We start from the raw sequence: 20,095 nt of genomic DNA, 5'->3' as shown, positions 1-20,095 counted from the left end.
CCGCCTGCCTGCCCGGGTCGCCTCCAGGGCCTTCTCCGCACTTCGACCGCATCCAGCGCTGGCCTCTTTCGTCCCGGGCTACTGGTTCATCGAGGACCTGTCGGGCGAGCACCAGGGGCTGCCCATCCGGACCACGCCCCACCCGGTGGCGGTGTTGACGCTCAACCTGGGCACGCCGTGTGGGAGCGAGTTCGCGGCCGGGGCTCCGCGCGCCTTCACCTTCGCGGGCTTGGACCGTCCGGAGGCGGGGCTCCAGTACCACCCCGCCGCGGCCCGGCGCTCCTGGGCCGCGATGCGCACCCTCGTCGAGGAGGTCTTCGCGCGGGCGTGAAGCCGCTCAGGACATCCGGGCGACGAGCTTCAGCGGCAGGTTGCGCAGGAGGAAGCCGACGACGCCCCATGGCCACCCGGGGACGTAGGCGGTCTTCGGCTCCTTCTCGATGGCCTTCGCCAGCGCGCGCGAGCCGGTGGCCGAGTCCACGGCGAACGGCAGGTTCTTCGCGCCCGCGTTCAGCTCCGTGTGGATGTAGCCGGGATAGAGGGTCGTGACCCGGATGGGCGTGCCGAGCAGCTCCGCGCGGATGCCCTCGGTCAGCGTGGCCAGCCCCGCCTTCGTCGCCGCGTAGACGGTGAGGTGGCGCGGCAGGCCCCGCATGGCGCTCATGGAGGAGATGGTCACCAGGTGGCCGTGGCCCTGCTTGCGGAGGATTCCCACGGCCGCCTCGCACTGCGCGACGGCGGCGACGAAGTTCGTCTGTGCCGTCTGCGCGTTGAGCGCGAAGTGCCCGGTGCCGATGCGTTTGCCCACGCCGACGCCCGCGTTGATGATGACGCGGTCCAGGCTCCCCAGCTCCTGGGCGAAGGCGTCGAACACCTGGAACACCTGCGCGTGGTCGTTCACGTCCAGGGCCCGGATGGAGACCTGGATGCCTGGGTGCTTCGAGAGCAGCTCGGCGCGCAGCGTCTCCAGCCGGTCGGTGCGGCGGGCGCACAGCGCGAGGTTGCGGCCCCGGGCGGCGAACTCGCGCGCCATGCCCTCGCCCAGGCCGGAGCTGGCGCCGGTGATGAGGATGTTCTTTCGCATGGGGCCGGTGCCTCAGCGGTAGGTGATGAGGTCGCGGTGCGCGCCCTCGAAGTGGCCGTGCTCGTTGAGCGAGGACAGGTAGCGCCCGCGCTCGCTGTAGATGACCTTGGTGATACCGCAGTTGGCCAGCGTCCAGTTGAGCCGGAAGGCGTACTCGCTGGGGATGTGCATGAGGTGCTGGCAGAGGGCGGTGATGGTGCCGCCGGAGGTGAAGACGAGCGCCGTCTTCGACGTGCCCAGCTCCCGGAGGAGCGCGTCGAGCGCGCCCACGCACCGCGCCTGGAACGTGGGCCAGGGCTCCACGTAGTCGGCGTCGTGTTCACCACCCACCCAGCGCGCCACCGCCGCGGTGAACAGCTCCTGGAACGTGCGCCGCGGGTCCGGCGTGGCGGCGAGGTCCTGCACCAGGGCCGCGTGGCTCGCGTAGCGGGGCATGTGCTTGACGACCAGCTCGTTGTGGTCGAACTCGTTGAAGCCCGCCATGCGCCGCGGGGGCAGGTCCAGGCCCAGGCCCGCCAGACAGGACTCCGCCGTCTGCTGGTGCCGGCGCATCGTCCCGGTCACCACCGCGTCCACCTTCGGCAGCCGGGCGCGCAGCGACTCGCCGAGCACGCGCGCCTGGACGAAGCCGCGCTCGGAGAGCTGGTCGTAGTCCTCCGCGCCGAAGGACGCCTGGCCGTGGCGGATGAAGTACAGCGCCCCCATCAGCGCTTCCCCTTGCGGATGATGCGCCGGCAGCGCCAGTCGAAGTACGTCACCAGCGACCAGAAGTTCTTGAACGCCGGGTTGCGCGTCTGCTTGTGGTGATAGCGGTAGTAGATCTGCTGGATGATGCCGGCGAGCCGGAAGATTCCGAAGACCTCGTAGAAGGTCCAGTCGTCGGGCTTCAGGCCGGAGCGCTGGAGGTAGTAGTCCACCACCTCCTGGCGGGTGAGCATGCCCGGCACGTGCGTGGGCTGGCGGCGCGTGGCGCGGAAGAAGAAGTCGTCGTCGGCCTGGACCCAGTAGGCCAGGGCGCTGCCCAGGTCCATGAGCGGGTCGCCGAGCGTGGCCATCTCCCAGTCCAGCACGCCGATGACCTGCGTGGGGTCCTCTGGATCCAACACCACGTTGTCGAAGCGCCAGTCGTTGTGGATGACACACGTGGCGATGTCCTGGGGGATGTGCTCCTGGAGCCAGTCGCGCACGTACCGGAAGCTGGGCACGTTCCACGTGCGCGCCTTCTCGTAGCGGTCCGACCAGCCCTCCACCTGGCGGCGCGGATAGCCCGGGCCCTTGCCCAGCGTGGTGAGCCCCACCTTCGCCGCGTCCACCGCGTGCAGCTCCAGCAGCTTGTCGACGACGTTGACGCACAGCTGGCGCGTGTGGGTGCGGTCCAGGTTCATCCCCTTGGGCATGTTGGCGCGGGGGATGAGGCCGTCGATGCGCTCCATGACGTAGAAGTCGCAGCCGATGACGGCCGGGTCCTGGCAGAGCGCCACCATCTCCGGCACGCGGGGATAGGCGGGCTTGAGCGCCTTCTGCACGCGGTACTCGCGCGCCATGTCGTGGGCGGACTTCGCCTTGGTGCCCGCGGGCGGGCGGCGGAGGATGAGGTCGCGCTTGGGGTACTTGAGGCGGTAGGTCCAGTTGGACGCGCCGCCCGAGTACTGTGTCACCGTGGGCAGTCCCTCCAGCGTGGACACCTGCTGCTTCAGCCAGCGGTCGACGGCGGCGGCGTCCAGCTCCTCGCCGGAGCGGACGGAGCCCGAGGCATCGTGGGCGGGGGACGGCGGCTTGGGGGCGTGGGTGGCCATGGTCGGGGATTTCACCTCTTGGAGAAGCCGCGCTTGCCCAGCTCGATGCGCGCGATGACGCCCTTGTGGACCTCGTCCGGGCCGTCCGCCAGGCGCAGCGTGCGCGCCTGACCGAAGAAGGCCGCCAGCGGGAAGTCGTTGGAGACGCCCGCACCGCCGTGCAACTGGATGGCGTCATCCACGATGCGCTGGAGGACGCTGGGGGCCACGACCTTGATGGCGGAGATCTCGGTCATCGCGCCCAGGGGGCCGACCTCGTCCATCTTCCACGCGGCGAAGAGGGTGAGCAGGCGCGCCTGGTCGATGGCGATGCGGGCCTCGGCCACGCGCTCGCGGTTGCCGCCCAGGTTCATGAGCGGCTTGCCGAAGGCGGTGCGGTTCATGCCGCGGTCGATCATCAGCTCCAGCGCGCGCTCCGACGCGCCGATGCAGCGCATGCAGTGGTGGATGCGGCCGGGGCCCAGGCGGCCCTGGGCGATCTCGAAGCCCATGCCCGGCCCGCCGATGATGTTGGACGTGGGCACGCGCACGTCGGTGAAGTGGACCTCGCCGTGGCCGTGGGGCGCGTCGTACTCGCCGAAGACGGGGAGCATGCGCTTGATGGAGACGCCCGGCGTGTCCAGGGGGACGAGCACCATGGAGTGCTGGTGGTGGCGGTCGGCGCCGGTGTCGGGCGTGCGCGCCATGAAGATGGCGATGCGGGCCTTGGGGTGGCCCAGGCCGGTGGTCCACCACTTGGAGCCGTTGAGCACGACCTCGTTGCCGTCGACGACGGCGGTGGCCTCCATGTTGGTGGCGTCGGAGGACGCGACGCCGGGCTCGGTCATGCAGAAGACGGAGCGGATGTCGCCGGCGAGCAGCGGCTCGAGCCAGCGCTTCTTCTGCGCCTCCGTGCCGTACTTCCAGAGCACCTCCATGTTGCCGGTGTCCGGGGCGTTGCAGTTGAAGACCTCGGGGGCCATGAGGCTGCGCCCCGTCTCCTCGGCGATGGGGGCGTACTCCAGCGTGGACAGGCCCGGGGCCAGCTTCTCGTCGGGGAGGAAGAGGTTCCACAGCCCCTGCGCGCGGGCCTTGGCCTTGAGCTCCTCCATCACGGAGGAGACCGGCCACGTCTTCCAGTCACCGGCGCGGGCGCTCTCGAACACCTCCTGGTGGTAGCGCGCCTCGTTGGGCTCGACGTGCTCGCGCATGAAGCGCTTCACGCGCTCCAGGTAGTCCTTGCTTCTGGCGCTCGGCTCGAAGTCCACGGCTTTTCCTCCTCGGCGTGAGGCCTCATCCTTGGCACCCGCCTGTTGATGAATCCACTGAATGTTGGTCATGTGTCGTCATGAAGCCAGTTCATGATTCGACGCCGAAGCCCGCGCCGGACCTCAACCTCTTCCGGGTGTTCGACGTCGTCTATCGGGAGCGCAACCTCACGCGCGCGGCGGAGGTGTTGTTCCTGAGCCAGTCGGCGGTGAGCCACGCGCTGGCGCGGCTGCGGGAGCAGCTGGGCTCGCCGCTGTTCGTGCGCCGGGGGAGGGGGGTGGCGCCCACGCCGTTGGCGGACCGGCTGGCGCCGGAGATTCGCGAGGCGCTGGCGCTCCTGCAACAGGCGCTGCACCACACGCGCGTCTTCGACCCTGGCAGGGACGTGGGCACCTTCACGGTGGCGATGAACGACGTGCTGGAGCCGTCCGTGTTGTCCCGGCTCGTGCTGCGCTTCCGGGAGACGAGCCCCCAGGCGCGCGTCAGCAGCGTCCGGTTGGACCGGCCGCGGCTGGAGCGGGACCTGGCGTCGGGCCGGCTGGACCTGGCCATCGACGTGGAGCAGCCCACGGGCGCGGCGCTGCGGCACGCGCCGCTCATCCAGGACGGGTTCTGCGTGGTGAGCCGGCGCCGGCGGAAGCTGGACGTGGCCGCGTACATGGCCGCGCGGCACGTCACCGTCTCCTCCCGCCGGACGGGGTTGGCGGTGGAGGACCTGGTGCTCAGCCGCCTGGGCTACCAGCGCGAGGTGGTGGTGCGCTGCCAGCACTATGAAGCCGCGTGCCGCATCGTCTCGGACTCGGACCTGCTGTTGACCATGCCCCGGCGGCGCGCGGAGGAGATCAACGCGGTCCTCGGCAACCACCTGTCCGCCATGCCCCTGGCGCTGCCGCCGCTGGAGCTGCACGTCTACTGGCACCGGGCCGTGGACGCCGAGCCGCGCAGCCAGTGGTTGAGGGCGGAGCTGAAGGCGTTGCTGGAGGCCGGCCAGAGATGAGGTTGTGGGTGGGTAGGAGGCTAGCGAACGGGACCTCAAACGGAAAACATGATCCGACGGTGCATGGAGCGTGCCGTCCTGTTGAGCATCGCGGCTCGAGGCCCACCTGAACAGGGGAAGCGTCGTTCTGGCTGGGGCATCTCCTGGGCATGGCAACAACGATCGGGGCTGTCTGTGCTCGGCTTCGATGCGGCTTGCGGTGACTGGAAGCGTTCTTTTCCGCTCGCGACGGCGTGTCAGGAAAGCAGGCGAGGTTCTGCCGGCTGGGACGATCGGATCCACTCTTTGGAGCCGCGGGGCGGAGCAACTGCTGTCGTTATGCCAGGGCTCGCACCTCAGTTATCTGCCGCTGCGGAAGCGTCAATCCGATTCTCTTGGTTTGCCAATCGATAAGGTTTGGGCGGGCGTGGAGACCTCAGGTCTGGGTGGCACGCAGAGTGAATGCTTGTCTTCGTGCACGGAGCCACGTCAGGCGGAAATGAGGAGAGGCGTCATCAAAAAGGCCCCGGTGATGGTGAAGACTTTAGCGCCTTGTCCTGGGCGGATTTGATGTGCGCGGATTAGTCGAGGTGTGTGGTTTTTTCATATTCTGCTTGGTGTGTTTTGTTTTGAGTGGTATTGAGTTGATGCCTCTTTGATGAGGCCAATGAGAGGAGTCTCGGTGAACAGCTTGAAGAGTGTGCTTGTGTGTATGGCTTTCTCGTTTGGTGTTGTTGCGTGCGGCCCCATGCCAGAGGAGCCGCGAGAGGCGGAGTTGGAGACGGGGGAGTCCACCCTGTGCTCCTACGGCACCCTCAAGTGCGTGTCCCTGAACTACACTTGGACCTATGAGTCGCCGGGATGCAGCGGCGTCTTTCCTCAGCGCGCGGATGCCATCGTCGAGTGTCGCGAGATTTGCCCCGAGACCTGCGTCGACTCTGGTTTCCCCTGATCTCTCGTCATTGAGTCAGGCTCGCTGAGCTTGGGGGATGGCACGACCGTAGGGCCGGGTAAGACACTTGGTCTGACGTGTCGTGCCGTCCTCAGTAGTTCATGCTGAGGAAAGGCGCTGGGCGCCCTGTGTGTCACACCGATACGAGGGCGGGTCCCTCTCCCTTGCCTCGTCGTTCACACCTCGATGTCGAACTCGAGCGACAGCCGCTCGTCGGGAGGCACGTGGAGCAACCCCTCGCCGGTGGCGAGCGCCCCGGCCGCGGCCGTCCACGGCTCCACGCAGACGAAGTCCTTCCCGCGCAGCGTCCACACCACCATCGTCCGGAACTCCGGGCTCCAGGACAGCTTGATGGGGCGCAGCCCCGGTCCGCGGGCCAGGAGCGTCCCCGGCCGCGAGTGGTCCCGCAGGTGCAGGTCCACCTCGGCCTCCGTCAGGTCCAGCCGGGTGACGGGCACCTCGTGCTTCGCCACGTTGTCCCAGGCGTGTGTCGCGTCCGTCTCCACCTTCGATTCGGCCTTCGCGGCGTCGGGGACGCGGAAGTACGGATGGAAGCCCAGGTGGACGGGCACGGGGCGGAAGCCGGGGTTCTGCAGGTCGAACGCGACCGTCAACCGCCGGCCCGCGAGCGAGAAGGTGAGCTGGGCGTCGAACTCGAACGGGAAGACCCGCAGCGTCTCCGGCCGGGACTTCAGCCCCAGCACCAGCAGCGAGTCCTCCGCCTGACGCACGGCCCACGCCATGCGCCGCGCGAAGCCGTGCTGCGGCAGCGTGTAGGACTCACGCTGCGCGACGTAGGTGTCCCCGGGCAGCGGCCCGGCGATGGGGAACAGCACGGGGATGCCCCCGCGCACGTTCTTCGCCGGGTCCGCCACGGTGGCCGCGTCCAGGTAGAGGAGGTCCTCGTCCCCCACCTGGAAGCTCGTGACGAGCGCGCCGCGTGAAGGAATCACCTCCACGCAGCAGTCGTCACCCTTCAGCGAGTACGTCTCCAACCCGGCGATGCCGGGGAATGCTCGGCTCATGCGAGCCTAGATACCCCCATCGTGGGGGTCGCTGTCCATGAACGGGTAGGGCACCTTCACGGGGGGAACGAAGTTCTCCTTGATGGTGCGCGGGCTCGTCCAGCGGATGATGTTGAACAGCGAACCGGCCTTGTCGTTGGTGCCGGACGCTCGCGACCCGCCGAAGGGCTGCTGGCCCACCACCGCGCCGGTGGGCTTGTCGTTGATGTAGATGTTGCCCGCCGCGTGCCGCAGCTCCGTCAGCGCCGTGTCGATGGCCTTGCGGTCGCGGGCGAACACCGCGCCGGTCAGCGCGTACGTCGCGCTCTGGTCCACCTCGCGCAGCGTCTCCACGTACTTCGCATCCGGGTACACGTACGCGCCCACCAGCGGCGCGAAGATCTCCTCGCGCAGGATGCGGTGGCGCGGGTTGGTCACCTGCACCACCGTGGGCTTCACGAACCAGCCCTTGCTGCGGTCCGTGTCGCCGCCGGCGACGATGCTCGCCTCGCCGCCCTGCTTCGCCAGGTCGATGTACGAGGAGACCTTCTTGAAGGACTTCTCGTCGATGACCGCGCCCATGAAGTTGCGGAAGTCCGCCACGTCGCCCATGCGGATGTCCGCGACGAGCGCCTGGACGCGCTCCTTGAGCCGGGGCCACATCGACTCGGGGATGTACACGCGGCTGGCCGCCGAGCACTTCTGGCCCTGGTACTCGAAGCTGCCCCGGACGATGGCCACCGCCAGCGCCTCCAGGTCCTCGGACGCGGAGGGGTGCGCGACGATGAAGTCCTTGCCGCCCGTCTCGCCCACCAGCCGCGGGTACTGCTTGTAGCGGCCGATGTTCTCACCCACCGTCTTCCACATGGTGTTGAAGGTGGGGGTGGAGCCGGTGAAGTGGATGCCGCCCAGGTCCGGGCTGGCCATGGCGGGGTTGCCCACCGTGGGCCCGTCGCCGTTGAGCATGTTGATGACGCCGTCCGGCAGGCCCGCCTCGCGCAGCACCTGCATGACGTACCACGCGCTCAGCGCCGCCGTGGACGACGGCTTGAACACCACCACGTTGCCCATGATGGCGGGCGCGGTGCACAGGTTCATCGCGATGGAGGTGAAGTTGAACGGCGCCACCGCGAGCACGAAGCCGTCCAGCGGGCGGTAGTCCAGCAGGTTCCACGTCTGCGCCGGGGACTCCGGCTGGATGGCGAGGATCTGCTCGGCGTAGTGGACGTTGTAGCGCAGGAAGTCGACGGCCTCGCACACCGCGTCGATCTCCGCCTGGTGGGCCGTCTTCGACTGACCCAGCATGGTGGCGGCGTTGATGATGGGGCGGTAGCGGGTGGCGAGCAGCTCCGCGGCGCGCAGGAAGATGGCCGCGCGCGACGCGAAGGACATGCGCGCCCACTCGTCCTTGACGGACAGGGCGGACTGGATGGCCTGCTCCACGTGGCTGGCGTCCGCCTCGTGCAGCGTGGCCAGCACGTGCGAGTGGTCGTGCGGCATGCGCACGGTGTCCGTCTTGCCCGTGCGCACGTACTTGCCGCCGATGATGAGCGGGATGTCGATCTGCTCGCCGCTCATGCGCTTGAGCGCGGCCTGCAGCTCGCGGCGCTCGGGGGTACCGGGTGCGTAGGAAAGGATGGGCTCGTTCTTCGGAGCCGGGACGCGGGCAGTGGCGTTGATCACGCGAATCACCTCGGGGCGGAGCGGAAAAGGGCGGGGCAGCATAGCCAACCGGCTCCACCGGGGAAGCGTGGAGGCAGGTCGTCGTCGGTCCCCCGACACCTCCTGTCAACCCCCGGCCCCCCTGGGTATTTCCCACCACGACGGCCGCCGACCCATACGACGAGCGGAACCCGGATTGACCGCATGACACAGCGCGCGGTTACGATGGGGCATGCGCATCCCGCCCCCGAGCCCCGTGATGCCGCCTGCTCCTGGCCTGTCCGCCCTGGAGGAGGTGCTCCGGAAGGACCTCGAGCGGTTGGAGTACCCACGCCGCTCCTGGGTGCTTCCCCGCCACACCCGTGCTGGCCAGTCCGTACTCGACGTGCTCGTCATCGGCGGAGGGCAGAGCGGGCTCGCCGCGGCCTTCGGGCTGATGCGCGAGCGCGTCACGAACCTGCTCGTGGTGGATGACTGCGCGCAGGACCTCGCCGGCCCCTGGAAGACGTTCGCGCGCATGCACACGCTGCGCACGCCCAAGTACCTGACGGGGCCGGACCAGAACCTGCCCAACCTGTGCTTCCAGACCTGGTACGAGGCCCAGCACGGCGAGGCCGCGTGGGCGGCGCTGGAGCGCGTGCCCAAGGAGCTGTGGGCGGACTACCTGGGCTGGTACCGGCGCACGCTCGGCATCCCCGTGCGCTGCCACACGCGCGCGGGCGCCCTGTCGTGGAGCGCGGAGGACGCGTGCTTCCTCGTCCCGCTCACCGACACGCGCCCGGGCGGCGGCACGGAGGTGGTCTTCACGCGCAAGGTCGTGCTGGCCACGGGCATCGACGGCTCGGGGCGCTGGGAGGTCCCGGCGGTGGTGGCGGACCTGCCGCGGGAGCTGTACGCCCAGACGCGCGAGGACATCGACTTCGAGGCCCTGCGCGGCAAGCGCCTCGGGGTGCTCGGGGCCGGCGCCTCGGCCTTCGACAACGCCTCCGTCGCGCTGGAGCACGGCGCGGGCGAGGTGCACCTGTTCTACCGCCGCAAGTCGCTGCCCACCGTCAACCCGTACCGCTGGGCGGAGTTCGTCGGCTTCCTCAAGCACCACGCCGACCTGTCGGACGCGGACCGCTGGCGCTTCATCCACCGCATCATCGAGATGGGGCAACTGCCGCCCGCCGACACGTTCCGCCGCGCCAGGGCCCACCCCCAGTTCCACCTGCACGCGGAGAGCCCGTGGCTGGGCGCCGAGGCGGTGGGCGGCCAGGCGCGCGTCACCACGCCGCACGGCACGTTCACCTTCGACAAGCTCATCGTCGGCAGCGGCACGGTGACGGACCTGTCGCTGCGGCCGGAGCTCGCGAACGTGTTCGGGGACATCGCGCTGTGGAGGGACCGCTTCACGCCGCCCGCGGGGCAGTCCCACGCGGACCTCCTGCGCCACCCGTACCTGGGGCCGGGCTTCGAGCTTCAGGAGAAGCAGCCCGGCCGGGCACCCCATGTGTCCTCCATCTTCAACTACACCTTCGGCTGCCTGCTCTCGCTGGGGTTCGGCGGGGCGAGCATCTCCGGGATGAAGTACAGCCTGCCCAAGCTGGTGGCCGGGGTGACGAAGCAGCTCTACCTGGATGACCGGGAGGCGTACTTCGACTCCCTGCTGCGCTACGACGAGAAGGAATTCGAGCCATGAGTGGTGGTGAGTTCGGGCTGCGCAGCCGTCGCGTCCTCGCGGCGGACGGCACGCGCGAGGCGGTGGTGGTGGTGCGCGGCGAGAAGGTGGCCGCCGTGGTGGCGCCGGGCGACGTGCCCGCGGGGCTCGCCGTGACGGACGTGGGCGACCGCGTGGTGATGCCCGGCGTGGTGGACTGCCACGCGCACATCAACGAACCCGGGCGCACGGAGTGGGAGGGCTTCGAGACGGCCACCCGCGCCGCGGCGGCCGGTGGCATCACCACCGTGGTGGACATGCCGCTCAACTCGCTGCCGCCCACCACCACGCTCGCCGCGCTGGAGGTCAAGGCCCGCGCCGCCAGCACCGCGTGCATGGTGGACCATGGCTTCTGGGGTGGCGTCATCCCGGGCAACGCGGCCGAACTGGAGCGGCTCATCGACGCGGGCGTCGCGGGCTTCAAGTGCTTCCTGTGTCCGTCCGGCGTGGACGAGTTCCCTCCAGCCGACCGCGCGGTGCTCGACGTGGCCATGCCCATCCTCGCCCGGCGCGGCGTGCCGCTCATCGTCCACGCGGAGCTGGAGTCGCCGCTGACGGCGGCGAGCGCGGAGGGGCCGCGCACGTACCGGGGCTACCTGGCGTCCCGGCCCCGGAGCTGGGAGCAGGACGCCATCCAGATGATGGTGGAGCTGGCGCGCAAGCACCGCTGCCGCGTGCACATCGTCCACCTGTCCTCCGCGGACGCCCTCCCGCTGCTGGCCGAGGCGCGCCGCGACGGCGTGGACATCTCCGTGGAGACGTGTCCGCACTACCTCTGCTTCACCGCGGAGGAGATCGAGGACGGCGCCACCCACTTCAAGTGCGCGCCCCCCATCCGCGAGGCGGAGAACCGCGAGCGGCTGTGGGCGGGGCTCGGGCGGGGCGACATCCAGCTCGTGGTGTCCGACCACTCTCCCTGCACCCCGGCGCTCAAGCACCTGGAGCGGGGCGACTTCGGCACGGCGTGGGGCGGCATCGCGTCACTCCAGCTCAGCCTGTCCGCGGTCTGGACGGAGGCGCGCCGGCGCGGTCATGGCCTGGAGTCGCTGGTGCGCTGGATGTGCGAGTCCCCCGCGAGGCTCGTGGGCCTGCACGGCACCAAGGGCACGCTTGCGCCCGGCGCGGACGCGGACCTGGTGGTGTTCGACCCCGAGGCCACCTTCACGGTGGAGCCCGCGCGGTTGCAGCACCGCCACCCGCTGACGCCGTACGCGGGCCGCACGCTCGCGGGCGTGGTGGAGCGCACGATTCTGAGAGGCCGGACGGTGTATGAGCGCGGGCAGCCTTTTCCGCGACCGGATGGACACTGGGTCCGACGACCCGCCGCGGCGCGCATCGCCGCCTGAGACGAAGACACGACAGGAGACGTACACACCATGCATGCACCCGAAGAGGGCAAGCTGCGCATTGCCTTCACCGAGCTCATCGACCTGGCCGCCGAGAAGGTGGGCGGCCGCGCGCTGCTCGCCTCCGACGAGTTCTTCGCCGGCAAGGAGAACCTGCTCAAGCCGGGCCGGGGCGTCTTCATCCCGGACAAGTACACCGAGCAGGGCAAGTGGATGGATGGCTGGGAGTCGCGCCGCAAGCGCGTGCCCGGCAACGACTGGTGCATCCTCCAGTTGGGCCTGCCGGGGGTGATTCGCGGCGTGGACATCGACACCCACCACTTCCTCGGCAACTTCCCCGAGTACGCCTCCGTGGACGCGCTGGCGGTGGAGGGCTCGCCCGCGCCGGAGACGCTGGTGGACGCGGCGTGGACGCGCATCCTCCCGCAGCTCAAGCTGCACGGCGGCACGCGCAACCTGTTCCCCATCCTCGACGAGCGCCGGTGGACGCACCTGCGCCTCAACATCTACCCGGACGGCGGCGTGGCGCGCTTCCGGGTGCACGGCGAGGTGAAGCCGGACCTGGAGGGGCTGACGAAGGGCGGGGCGCTGGTGGACCTGGCGGCGGCGGAGAACGGCGGCGCGGTGATGCAGTGCAACGACGCCTTCTTCGGCCCCAAGGACAACCTCATCCTCCCGGGCCGCGCGGCCCACATGGGCGAGGGCTGGGAGACGCGGCGCAAGCGCCTGTTGCCGGGCTCGGATTGGATCGTCGTCAAGCTGGCGGTGCCGGGCACCGTGGAGCGCGTGGAGGTGGACACCGCGCACTACAAGGGCAACTTCCCGGAGAGCGCCTCGCTCGAGGGCTGCTACCTGCGCGAGCCGCTGGTGGACTTCGCCAACGCGCACCACCTGTCGTGGACGGAGCTGTTGCCGCGCACGAAGCTGCAGGCGGACTTCCGGCACTTCTTCGAGGCGGAGCTGCGCGCGAAGGGGCCCTTCACCCACGTGCGCCTCAACATCTTCCCGGACGGCGGCGTCAGCCGGCTGCGCGTCCACGGGCGGCCGGCGTGAGCGCGCTGGAGCGGCTCAACCGCATGTTCCCGAACGAGGCCAAGGCGGAGCTGATGCGCTGCTGCGGCTCGTCGCGCTGGGCGGACGGCATGACGCGCGCGCGGCCCTTCCGAGACGCGGCGCACCTGCTCGCGGAGTCGGAGTGGCTGTGGAAGCAGACGGGGCCCGAGGACTGGCGCGAGGCGATGACGCACCATCCACGCATCGGTGAGTCCGCGCTGCGCGCGAAGTTCGCAGCCACCGCGTCCTGGTCGTCGCAGGAGCAGGGCGGGGTGCGGGGCGCGTCCGAGGATGTCATCCGGGGCCTCGCGGAGGGCAACCAGGCCTACGAGGCGCGCTTCGGCTTCATCTTCCTCGTCTGCGCCACGGGCAAGGGCGCGGAGGAGATGCTGGCCCTCCTCCGCGAGCGCATGGACAACGCGCCGGACGAGGAGCTGCGCGTCGCGGCCGGCGAGCAGGCGAAGATCACCCGCATCCGACTGGAGAAGCTGCTGGCGTCATGAGCACCCTGTCCACCCATGTCCTCGACACGCACCGGGGCCGGCCGGCCTCCGGTGTCCCCATCACGCTGGAGGTCCAGGGCGCCGGGAGCGACTGGAAGGTCCTCGCTTCTGGCGTCACCAACGACGACGGGCGCGTGCGCGACTTCCTGCCGGCCGGCGCGCGCGTGGAGCCCGGCACCTACCGGATGACCTTCGACACGGGCGCGTACTTCCGCGCGCTCGGCGTCCGGGGCTTCTATCCCTCCGTGACGGTGGTGTTCGAACTGGCCGCGCCCGACGAGCACTACCACGTGCCGTTGCTGCTCAGTCCCTTCGGCTACTCGACGTACCGGGGGAGCTGACGCCGCCCGGGGGCCCGGCCCGTGTCCCCGGTGGGCGCGGCGGGCCTCAGCCCTTGGTGTGGGCCTGGGCGACGGACGCCACGGGGGCCTGGCCCTGGCGGAGCAGGGCGTGGATCTCCGCGATGAGCACCGCGGGCTTCACCGGCTTGACGAGGTAGGCGTCCGGCAAGGGCAGGCTGGGGTCGGCGTCCGAGCGGGGCGCGAAGCCACTCACGAAGATGACCGGCAGGTGCCGCAGCGTCGGCTCCAGGCGGCAGCGGCGCAGGAGCTCGTAGCCGTCCATGCCGTCCATGTTCACGTCGGACAGGAGCAGGTCCGGCGGTTGTCCCAGGGCCTGGGCGAGGCCCGCCTCTCCGTCCGCGGCCACGGAGCAGTCGAAGTCCCCGGACAGGAGCAGACGGAGCGTCTCGCGCATCGTCCAGGAGTTTTCGACGATGAGGACCTTGGGCTTCACGGGTCTCCGATGCTCGGCGGAAGGGACACCCCGGGTGATGGGGGCTGAGCGTCCGGGAGCATCTCCGCACGGCCCCTGTAGGGGCAAGGGGGCCACCACCACCCGCGGTCATGGCGCGTCCGCCATGACGCGAGCGTCTACGAGTCATCCCCTAGGTCTCGCGCCTCGGGGCGTCCTCCTGTCATGCGGTCCACCCGGGGTCGACCTGGAGGGCAGGATCCACGTCGCCGGCCTGGACGCGGCGTGACATGTCTCGGCCTCGCGGAGGTCGTCGGTGGCACCTCGGGCAACCCCAACAGTGCGTGTCCGATACATGGAAACGTGATATTCCTACGTCTTCAGGATTCTGACGACCTCCCGGTCCCGCCTTCGTGAGCGACGAAGAGAAGACAACCGTCCTGGACGAGCGTGCTCGTCCTCCGAGCTCCTGGGGAGACCGCATCCGCACGCCTGTCACCCTGCCCGGGGACGCCACCGGAGCGCGCCGCTCGCTCGAGGTGGGGATGGTGGTGACCGGGCGCTACCGGGTGGAGGGCCTGCTGGGCGAGGGCGGCATGGGCCGCATCTGGCTGGCGGAGGACCTGCACGAGCGGCGGCGGGTGGCGCTGAAGGAGATGCAGGTGCCCGCGGGGCTGACGGCGGGCAAGACGGAGGAGCTGGTGCTGATGTTCCGGCACGAGTTCTTCGCGATGAAGAAGCTGCAGCACCCCGGCACGCTGAAGGTGTTCGACTGGGGGATGACGGAGGCCGGCAACCGCTTCATCACGATGGAGGTGGTGGACGGTCAGGACTTGAGCTCGCTGGCGCGCGAGGCGCCGCTGGACACGCGCACGCTGTACAAGGTGCTCATCCAGATGGCGCAGGTGCTGGCGTTCATCCACTCGCGCCTGTACGTCCACTGCGACATCAAGGCGAGCAACGTGCGCATCACCAGCTCCGGCGCGGTGAAGCTGATGGACTTCGGGGTGATGCACCAGTTGGGTACCCCCAGCCCCGGCAAGCTCAAGGGCACGCTGGAGTACCTGGCCCCGGAGTGGCAGCGCGGCGCGAGCATCGACGGGCGCGCGGACCTGTACTCGCTGGGGGTGATGGCCTACTACCTGGCCACCCGGCGGCTGCCGTTCAAGCGCAACACGCCCGCGGCGCTGCTGGCGGACCACCTGACGCGTCCGCCGCCGAAGCCCTCCACGCTGTGTCCGGTGGACCCGGCGCTGGAGGAGATCATCCTGCTCCTGCTGGCGAAGGACCCGCGCGAGCGCTTCCAGGACGCCGGCGAGCTGATGGAGGCGTTGTGCCACGCCAGCGGTGAGCCGCTGCCGGAGGAGCCCCTGTCGGCGCGCGCCAGCTACCTGCACGTGCCGGAGGTGGTGGGGCGCGGGGCGGAGCTGGAGTCGCTGATGAACGGGCTGGCCGAGGCGGACTGGGGCCAGTCGCGCGCGGTGCTCATCGGCGCCCCGGCGGGCGTGGGCAAGACGCGGCTGCTCCAGGAGTTCGAGCTCCAGGCGAAGCTGGCGGAGCTGCCCTTCGGCCGGGGGCAGTGCCGCGCGGAGGGCCAGGCGCCGCTCGCGCCCATCGCCCAGGCGCTGCGCGCCCTGGTGCCGCACACGCCCACGGAGGTGATGGAGCGGCTGTCTCCCAGGCTGGGGCGGCTGTTGCCCGCGCTCTCGCCCCAGCCGGTGGGCGTGGTGCAGGTGTCCGGCGAGGAGAAGCTGGCGCTGTTCGGGGCGCTGGCCGAGTGGGTGCGCTCGCTCGGCAAGCGGATGACGTTCGTGCTGTGCTTCGAGGACCTGCACTGGGCGGACAGCGCGTCGCTGGAGGTCATCAACGTGCTCATCCGCGCGCTGCACGGCACGCGCGGCATGGTGGTGTGCTCGTTCCGCTCCGGGGAGCTGAGCCGGCTGAGCCTCGCCTTCCAGACGGTGGACGAGAAGCTGACGTGGCGGCTGGACCTGGAGCCGCTGACGGTGGATCACATGGGCTCGCTGGTGGCGCTGGCGCTGCCGGGGCTCGAGATTCCGGACGGCTTCGTCGAGCGGCTGCACGCCACCACGGACGGCAACGCCTTCTTCGCCATCGAGTGTCTGCGCGCGCTGGTCGAGGAGGGCGCGCTGACGCGGGTGGGCGGGCGCTGGGAGGCGGACGCGGGGCTGGGTTCGCGCACGTTGCCGGCGAGCATCCACGAGGCGGTGCTCGCGCGCCTGGGGACGGCGCCCGCGGAGCAGGTGTCGCTCCTGCGGCGGCTGGCCCCTGCGGGCCGGACGCTGGAGCTGCCCATGATGCGGGCGCTGGCGGAGCTGCCGGAGTCGGAGCTGTTCGCGGTGCTGGACGGCATCGTCGAGCGGCAGTTCCTCCAGGAGGAGGAGGGCCGCTACGTCTTCACGCACGACACCGTGCATCAGGCCGTCTACGACAGCACGGCGGAGGACGAGCGGCGGGTGGCGCACGGCCGGGTGGCCCTGGCGCTGCAGACGCTCTACTTCCAGCGGCCGGACCAGACTCGCACGGTGGGCTGGCACTACCTGCGCTCGTCGGAGCCGGAGCTGGCCATCGGCCCGCTGCTGGACGCCGGACGCGCGGCGATGGCCTCCCAGGCGCTGCTGGAGGCGACGCTGCTCTTGAAGGAGGCCTCCACGCTCCTGGAGTCCGCGCCGGACTTCCCCGGGAGGGACCGGCTGCTGCTGCGCATCTGGGTGACGCTGGTGGAGGTGGGCTACGCGAGCGACCCGCCCAGCTCGCTCGTCTTCGCGGAGAAGCTGTTCGCGCACTGGGCGGCCACGGTGGACCTGGAGGAGGGGCGCCGGAGCGCGCTGGCGCAGCTCGACGCGGCGTGCGCGGCCCCGGAGGCGGAGCGGCCCGCGCGGCTGCGGGAGCTGTTGCGTGAGCGCGAGGCGGACGCCCAGTCCGCTCCGGCCGACATCTTCTGGAAGCAGGCGGAGCTCCAAATCCTCCAGGGCATGGCGCTGGCCATCGTCGGGCGCACCGGGGACCTGGACACGCTCCTGGAGCGCGTGCGCCGGGAGCAGCCGGACATCTCCCCGTATCGGGCGGGCACGCTGTTGTCGCAGGCGGTGCTCAGCGCGTACACGGGGCGCTCGGCGGGGGTGCTGGAGGCCCAGGCCGAGCAACTGGCGCGGCTGCGTGGCCTGCGGGACGTCATGGGCTGGCTGCCGAGGCGGCTGGCGTGGTCGCTGGGCATGGGCGGCTACATGATGAACCTGAACCTCGCGCTGCGCGGCGAGCCGCTGGACGCGCAGGCCACGCGGGACGGGTGCGCGGTGGCGGAGGAGCACGGCTTCACGGACGTGAGCGCCTTCCACCTGTTCTCCGAGGTCACGCGCGCGGCGCTCACGGGGGACGGGGCCTCCTTCGTGCCCGCCTTCACGGAGAAGACGGACCTGGTGCGCCGGCTGGGCAACCCCCGGCTGATGGAGCGCAACCTCGCCATCTTCACGCCGCCCTACTACCTGGAGCGCGGCGAGCACGAGCACGTCGCGGCGGTGGTGGCCCGCGCCGAGAACCTGGCGCGCGTGCTGCCCGAGGACCGCTGGTTGCAATGCCACGTGCAGGTGTACCAGGCCTGCCGGGACGTGCTCTTCGAGGACACGGCGGCCGCGCGCGAGTCGCTGCCCCGGGCGCTCGCGGCCGCGCGCGAGGCGGGCCTGCGCATGGAGACGCTCCTGCGCGTGTACCAGTCGCGCTTCGAGCGGGAGCAGGGGCATCTGGACGCGGCGCGCGAGGCGGCGGACGCGGCGCTGGCGCGCGCGGTGGACCCGTTGCTGGCCAACCCCTGGGACGAAATCCTGGCGCGCCGCGCGCTGGCGGCGTTGCTGCCGGGACCGGAGGGGCTCGCCCACCTCGAGCGCGCGCTCGCGCTGGCCGAGCAGACGGGCAACGTGCTCCAGGTCGGCCTCCTCCACCTGGCGAGGGCCGAGCGCGAGACCTCCACCGACGCGGTGGTCGCCGAGTTGATGGGGGCGGAGACCGCCTTCACCGAGGCCCGCGCGCCGAGCCTGCTCGCTCAGGCCAGCTCGCTGCGCGGTGCGCTCGAGCGAGGCGCGGACGCCCGCCGCAGCGCGTGAGCGTGCCTGTGGGGCGTGGACGTCTTGGAGCGCCTGGGCGAACACGGAAGGCTCGGGGAGGTCGCGTCGCCGTGGCGCGTGCGCCCGCAGGCGGGGGCGTGGACGTGTCGGCGCGCGCCTGGGTGAACACGGAGCCCGAGGAGAGGCCGGGTTGCCACCGCAGCGCGTGAGCCCGCCAGCGGAGGCGTGGACATGTCGGCGCGCACATGGGGGAACACGGAGCCCGAGGAGAGGCGGGATTGCCTCCGCAGCGCGTGAGCCCGCCAGGGGGCGTGGACATGTCGGCGTGCACCTGGGCGAACACGGAACCCGAGGAGAGGCAGGGGGCCACCGCAGCGCGTGAGCCCGCCGGCGGGGGCGTGGACGTGTCGGCGCGCGCCTGGGTGAACGCGGAGCCCGACGAGAGGCGGGGTTGCCACCGCCGCGCGTGAGCGTACCTGTGGGGGCGTGGACGTCTCGGCACGCGCCTGGGCGAACCCGGAACGCGGGGGGAGGTAGAGTCGCCACATGGCCGCCTCCCCCCTGCGCTTCTGTCTGGACTACCTGTCCCCGTACGCCTACCTCGCCTGGACGCGGATGCCCGCGCTGGCCGCGCGCCACGGTCGCGTGCTCGAGCCCGTCCCGGTGCTCCTGGCCGCCCTGCTCAACGGCACCGGCAACATCGGTCCGGCGGAGGTGCCGGCCAAGCGCGTCTACATCTTCAAGCACACCTTCCGGCTGGCCCACGAACTGGGCGTCCCGTTCGCCCCGCCGCCCGCGCACCCGTTCGTCCCGCTCCTGCCCCTGCGCGTGACGGCGGCCGTGGAGGACCTGGAGGCGCGCACGCGGCTGGTGTCGGCCCTGTACGCGGCGGCCTGGGGTGGGGGCGGGGGCGTGGAGACCCCCGAGCAGGTGGCGGTCGCCATCCGGGCCGCCGGCCTGGACGCGGCCTCGCTGCTGGCCGCCGCCCAGCGCCAGGAGGTCAAGGACCGGGTGCGCCAGAACACCGAGGAGGCGTTGGCGGCGGGGGCCTTCGGGGTGCCCACGGTGTTCGCGGACGGCGAGCTGTTCTTCGGCCTGGACTCGCTCGGCCACCTGGAGCGCTTCCTCCGGGGCGAGGACCCCCTTCGCTCGGTGGACCTGGAGCGCTGGCGCGCCCTGCCGGCCACCGCGTCCCGGCGCTGAACGGGGGTTCTTCGCGGGCGGGATTCCGCTAGGGTGGCCCGGTGGCCGGGTTGGGGTGGGCCACGTCTCCGGGTGCTCCGCGCATGAACGTCCTCGCCCAACTGGGCATCGTCGTCACTGGCCTGGTGATCGCCATCGTCCTGCTGGCGCTCAACTTCTGGCGCGCCCTCCTGTTCCTCTTCCCCCACAGCGTGCGCGTGGAGCCGGAGGCCCCCGCGGACCAGATGGACCTGCCCCTGGAGCTGGCGGAGGTGGCCACGCAGCTGTCGGGCCTGGGCTTCGTGCCGCTGGGCAGCCACGAGGAGCGGCCCCGGCTGCAGCGCGCCACGCGCTCCTACGACTGGGCCCACCCGGGCGAGCGCGTCTTCGCCACCGCCTACCAGGCGGCCGACGGCTCGCCCCGCCTGTACCTCCTCACCCCTCTTGTGTCCGAGGGCTTCGTCATCACCGCGGGCTACCGCCGCCCCGCGCTGGACCTGCCCGGCGTCTACCGGAGTGGTTCACTGGAAGACGCTTCCCCGGAGCGGCTGTTGCGAGCCCACCTGCGCCGCATGGAGGGCGTCACGCCCGCGGGTGATTTCTCCTGGGAAGGTCGTGTGGAGGCCGGGCGTTCCTGGTATCGGGGCCTCGGCCGGAAGGAGATCCGCCGACAGAACCTGCAAGGGTTGTTGTGGACGGTGATGGCGCTTGCCATCGTCGCCAGCGCCTTCCTGGGGGGGCGCGCGACCTGATGC

At 70.9% G+C, this 20,095-nt stretch carries 17 protein-coding genes; 10 read left to right on the top strand and 7 right to left on the bottom strand.

What is annotated here, in order from left to right; genetic code table 11:
* The first annotated feature begins 151 nt into the window (after positions 1-151).
* Complete coding sequence (locus LZ198_RS20095) at positions 152-331, top strand: hypothetical protein (RefSeq protein WP_253973629.1); 180 nt, start codon at positions 152-154, stop codon at positions 329-331.
* A gap of 6 nt (positions 332-337) precedes the next feature.
* Here the strand turns inward: LZ198_RS20095 and LZ198_RS20090 are convergent, their stop codons facing one another.
* Genes LZ198_RS20090 through LZ198_RS20075 form a run of 4 tightly spaced genes read right to left on the bottom strand, consistent with a single transcriptional unit; the run spans position 338 to position 4,127 of the window.
* Complete coding sequence (locus tag LZ198_RS20090; protein WP_253973628.1) at positions 338-1,084, bottom strand: SDR family oxidoreductase; 747 nt, start codon at positions 1,082-1,084, stop codon at positions 338-340.
* Between the two features lie 12 nt (positions 1,085-1,096).
* Positions 1,097-1,789: a histidine phosphatase family protein gene (locus LZ198_RS20085; protein ID WP_253973627.1), complete on the bottom strand. Its 693-nt coding sequence runs from the start codon at positions 1,787-1,789 to the stop codon at positions 1,097-1,099.
* Positions 1,789-2,880, bottom strand: coding sequence for a phosphotransferase family protein (locus LZ198_RS20080; RefSeq protein ID WP_253973626.1), 1,092 nt, complete (start codon positions 2,878-2,880; stop codon positions 1,789-1,791). Before LZ198_RS20080 ends, LZ198_RS20085 begins: the two co-directional genes overlap by 1 nt.
* Before the next feature lie 11 nt (positions 2,881-2,891).
* Complete coding sequence (locus LZ198_RS20075; protein WP_253973625.1) at positions 2,892-4,127, bottom strand: acyl-CoA dehydrogenase family protein; 1,236 nt, start codon at positions 4,125-4,127, stop codon at positions 2,892-2,894.
* A gap of 80 nt (positions 4,128-4,207) precedes the next feature.
* Between LZ198_RS20075 and LZ198_RS20070 the strand changes: the two genes are divergently transcribed.
* Positions 4,208-5,125 carry a LysR family transcriptional regulator gene (locus LZ198_RS20070; protein WP_253973624.1) on the top strand — a complete coding sequence of 306 codons (918 nt, stop codon included), beginning with the start codon at positions 4,208-4,210 and terminating at the stop codon, positions 5,123-5,125.
* Positions 5,126-6,232: 1,107 nt separating this feature from the next.
* Here LZ198_RS20070 and LZ198_RS20065 read toward each other — a convergent pair.
* On the bottom strand, positions 6,233-7,081 hold the full coding sequence (locus LZ198_RS20065; RefSeq protein ID WP_253973623.1) for an aldose epimerase family protein: 849 nt from the start codon (positions 7,079-7,081) through the stop codon (positions 6,233-6,235).
* A 6-nt stretch (positions 7,082-7,087) separates the two neighbouring features.
* The gene (gene pruA, locus LZ198_RS20060) at positions 7,088-8,743 is read right to left on the bottom strand and encodes an L-glutamate gamma-semialdehyde dehydrogenase (protein WP_253973622.1); all 1,656 of its coding nucleotides are present in this window, start codon (positions 8,741-8,743) and stop codon (positions 7,088-7,090) included.
* A gap of 211 nt (positions 8,744-8,954) precedes the next feature.
* Between pruA and LZ198_RS20055 the strand changes: the two genes are divergently transcribed.
* Genes LZ198_RS20055 through uraH form a run of 5 tightly spaced genes read left to right on the top strand, consistent with a single transcriptional unit; the run spans position 8,955 to position 13,664 of the window.
* The gene (locus LZ198_RS20055; protein ID WP_253973621.1) at positions 8,955-10,403 is read left to right on the top strand and encodes an FAD/NAD(P)-binding protein; all 1,449 of its coding nucleotides are present in this window, start codon (positions 8,955-8,957) and stop codon (positions 10,401-10,403) included.
* Positions 10,400-11,767, top strand: a complete 1,368-nt coding sequence (allB, locus tag LZ198_RS20050; protein WP_253973620.1) for an allantoinase AllB — start codon at positions 10,400-10,402, stop codon at positions 11,765-11,767. Before LZ198_RS20055 ends, allB begins: the two co-directional genes overlap by 4 nt.
* A 30-nt stretch (positions 11,768-11,797) precedes the next feature.
* Positions 11,798-12,820 (top strand): allantoicase, encoded by a 1,023-nt coding sequence (gene alc, locus LZ198_RS20045; protein WP_253973619.1) that lies wholly within the window; start codon positions 11,798-11,800, stop codon positions 12,818-12,820.
* Positions 12,817-13,323: a 2-oxo-4-hydroxy-4-carboxy-5-ureidoimidazoline decarboxylase gene (uraD, locus tag LZ198_RS20040; protein ID WP_323382844.1), complete on the top strand. Its 507-nt coding sequence runs from the start codon at positions 12,817-12,819 to the stop codon at positions 13,321-13,323. Before alc ends, uraD begins: the two co-directional genes overlap by 4 nt.
* A complete protein-coding gene (gene uraH / locus LZ198_RS20035) occupies positions 13,320-13,664 on the top strand; it encodes a hydroxyisourate hydrolase (protein WP_253973618.1) in 345 nt (114 codons plus the stop codon). The genes uraD and uraH overlap by 4 nt, the downstream gene beginning before the upstream one ends.
* Before the next feature lie 46 nt (positions 13,665-13,710).
* On the opposite strand, the gene LZ198_RS20030 is transcribed toward uraH, so the two are convergent.
* Positions 13,711-14,118 (bottom strand): response regulator, encoded by a 408-nt coding sequence (locus tag LZ198_RS20030; protein WP_253973617.1) that lies wholly within the window; start codon positions 14,116-14,118, stop codon positions 13,711-13,713.
* A 503-nt stretch (positions 14,119-14,621) separates the two neighbouring features.
* Here LZ198_RS20030 and LZ198_RS20025 point away from each other — a divergent pair.
* The 3 genes from LZ198_RS20025 to LZ198_RS20015 all read left to right on the top strand — a co-directional run bounded on the left by LZ198_RS20025 (position 14,622) and on the right by LZ198_RS20015 (position 20,092).
* The gene (locus tag LZ198_RS20025; RefSeq protein WP_253973673.1) at positions 14,622-18,197 is read left to right on the top strand and encodes a protein kinase domain-containing protein; all 3,576 of its coding nucleotides are present in this window, start codon (positions 14,622-14,624) and stop codon (positions 18,195-18,197) included.
* A gap of 507 nt (positions 18,198-18,704) precedes the next feature.
* Complete coding sequence (locus LZ198_RS20020) at positions 18,705-19,361, top strand: 2-hydroxychromene-2-carboxylate isomerase (protein WP_253973616.1); 657 nt, start codon at positions 18,705-18,707, stop codon at positions 19,359-19,361.
* A gap of 83 nt (positions 19,362-19,444) precedes the next feature.
* The gene (locus LZ198_RS20015) at positions 19,445-20,092 is read left to right on the top strand and encodes a hypothetical protein (RefSeq protein ID WP_253973615.1); all 648 of its coding nucleotides are present in this window, start codon (positions 19,445-19,447) and stop codon (positions 20,090-20,092) included.
* Positions 20,093-20,095 lie beyond the last annotated feature (3 nt).

Origin of the sequence: Myxococcus dinghuensis (assembly GCF_024198235.1) — a bacterium.
Lineage (GTDB): Bacteria > Myxococcota > Myxococcia > Myxococcales > Myxococcaceae > Myxococcus > Myxococcus dinghuensis.
Note: the sequence above shows the minus strand (reverse complement) of the source record. Positions and strands in the feature narration are given on the sequence as shown.

What these genes read in the sequence shown, in the direction of transcription:
- LZ198_RS20090 (WP_253973628.1), bottom strand. Translation starts at nt 1,084, where the DNA reads ATGCGAAAGAACATCCTCATCACCGGCGCCAGCTCCGGCCTGGGCGAG.
- LZ198_RS20085 (WP_253973627.1), bottom strand. Translation starts at nt 1,789, where the DNA reads ATGGGGGCGCTGTACTTCATCCGCCACGGCCAGGCGTCCTTCGGCGCG.
- LZ198_RS20080 (WP_253973626.1), bottom strand. Translation starts at nt 2,880, where the DNA reads ATGGCCACCCACGCCCCCAAGCCGCCGTCCCCCGCCCACGATGCCTCG.
- LZ198_RS20070 (WP_253973624.1), top strand. Translation starts at nt 4,208, where the DNA reads ATGAAGCCAGTTCATGATTCGACGCCGAAGCCCGCGCCGGACCTCAAC.
- LZ198_RS20065 (WP_253973623.1), bottom strand. Translation starts at nt 7,081, where the DNA reads ATGAGCCGAGCATTCCCCGGCATCGCCGGGTTGGAGACGTACTCGCTG.
- LZ198_RS20055 (WP_253973621.1), top strand. Translation starts at nt 8,955, where the DNA reads ATGCGCATCCCGCCCCCGAGCCCCGTGATGCCGCCTGCTCCTGGCCTG.
- allB (WP_253973620.1), top strand. Translation starts at nt 10,400, where the DNA reads ATGAGTGGTGGTGAGTTCGGGCTGCGCAGCCGTCGCGTCCTCGCGGCG.
- alc (WP_253973619.1), top strand. Translation starts at nt 11,798, where the DNA reads ATGCATGCACCCGAAGAGGGCAAGCTGCGCATTGCCTTCACCGAGCTC.
- uraH (WP_253973618.1), top strand. Translation starts at nt 13,320, where the DNA reads ATGAGCACCCTGTCCACCCATGTCCTCGACACGCACCGGGGCCGGCCG.
- LZ198_RS20025 (WP_253973673.1), top strand. Translation starts at nt 14,622, where the DNA reads ATGGTGGTGACCGGGCGCTACCGGGTGGAGGGCCTGCTGGGCGAGGGC.
- LZ198_RS20020 (WP_253973616.1), top strand. Translation starts at nt 18,705, where the DNA reads ATGGCCGCCTCCCCCCTGCGCTTCTGTCTGGACTACCTGTCCCCGTAC.
- LZ198_RS20015 (WP_253973615.1), top strand. Translation starts at nt 19,445, where the DNA reads ATGAACGTCCTCGCCCAACTGGGCATCGTCGTCACTGGCCTGGTGATC.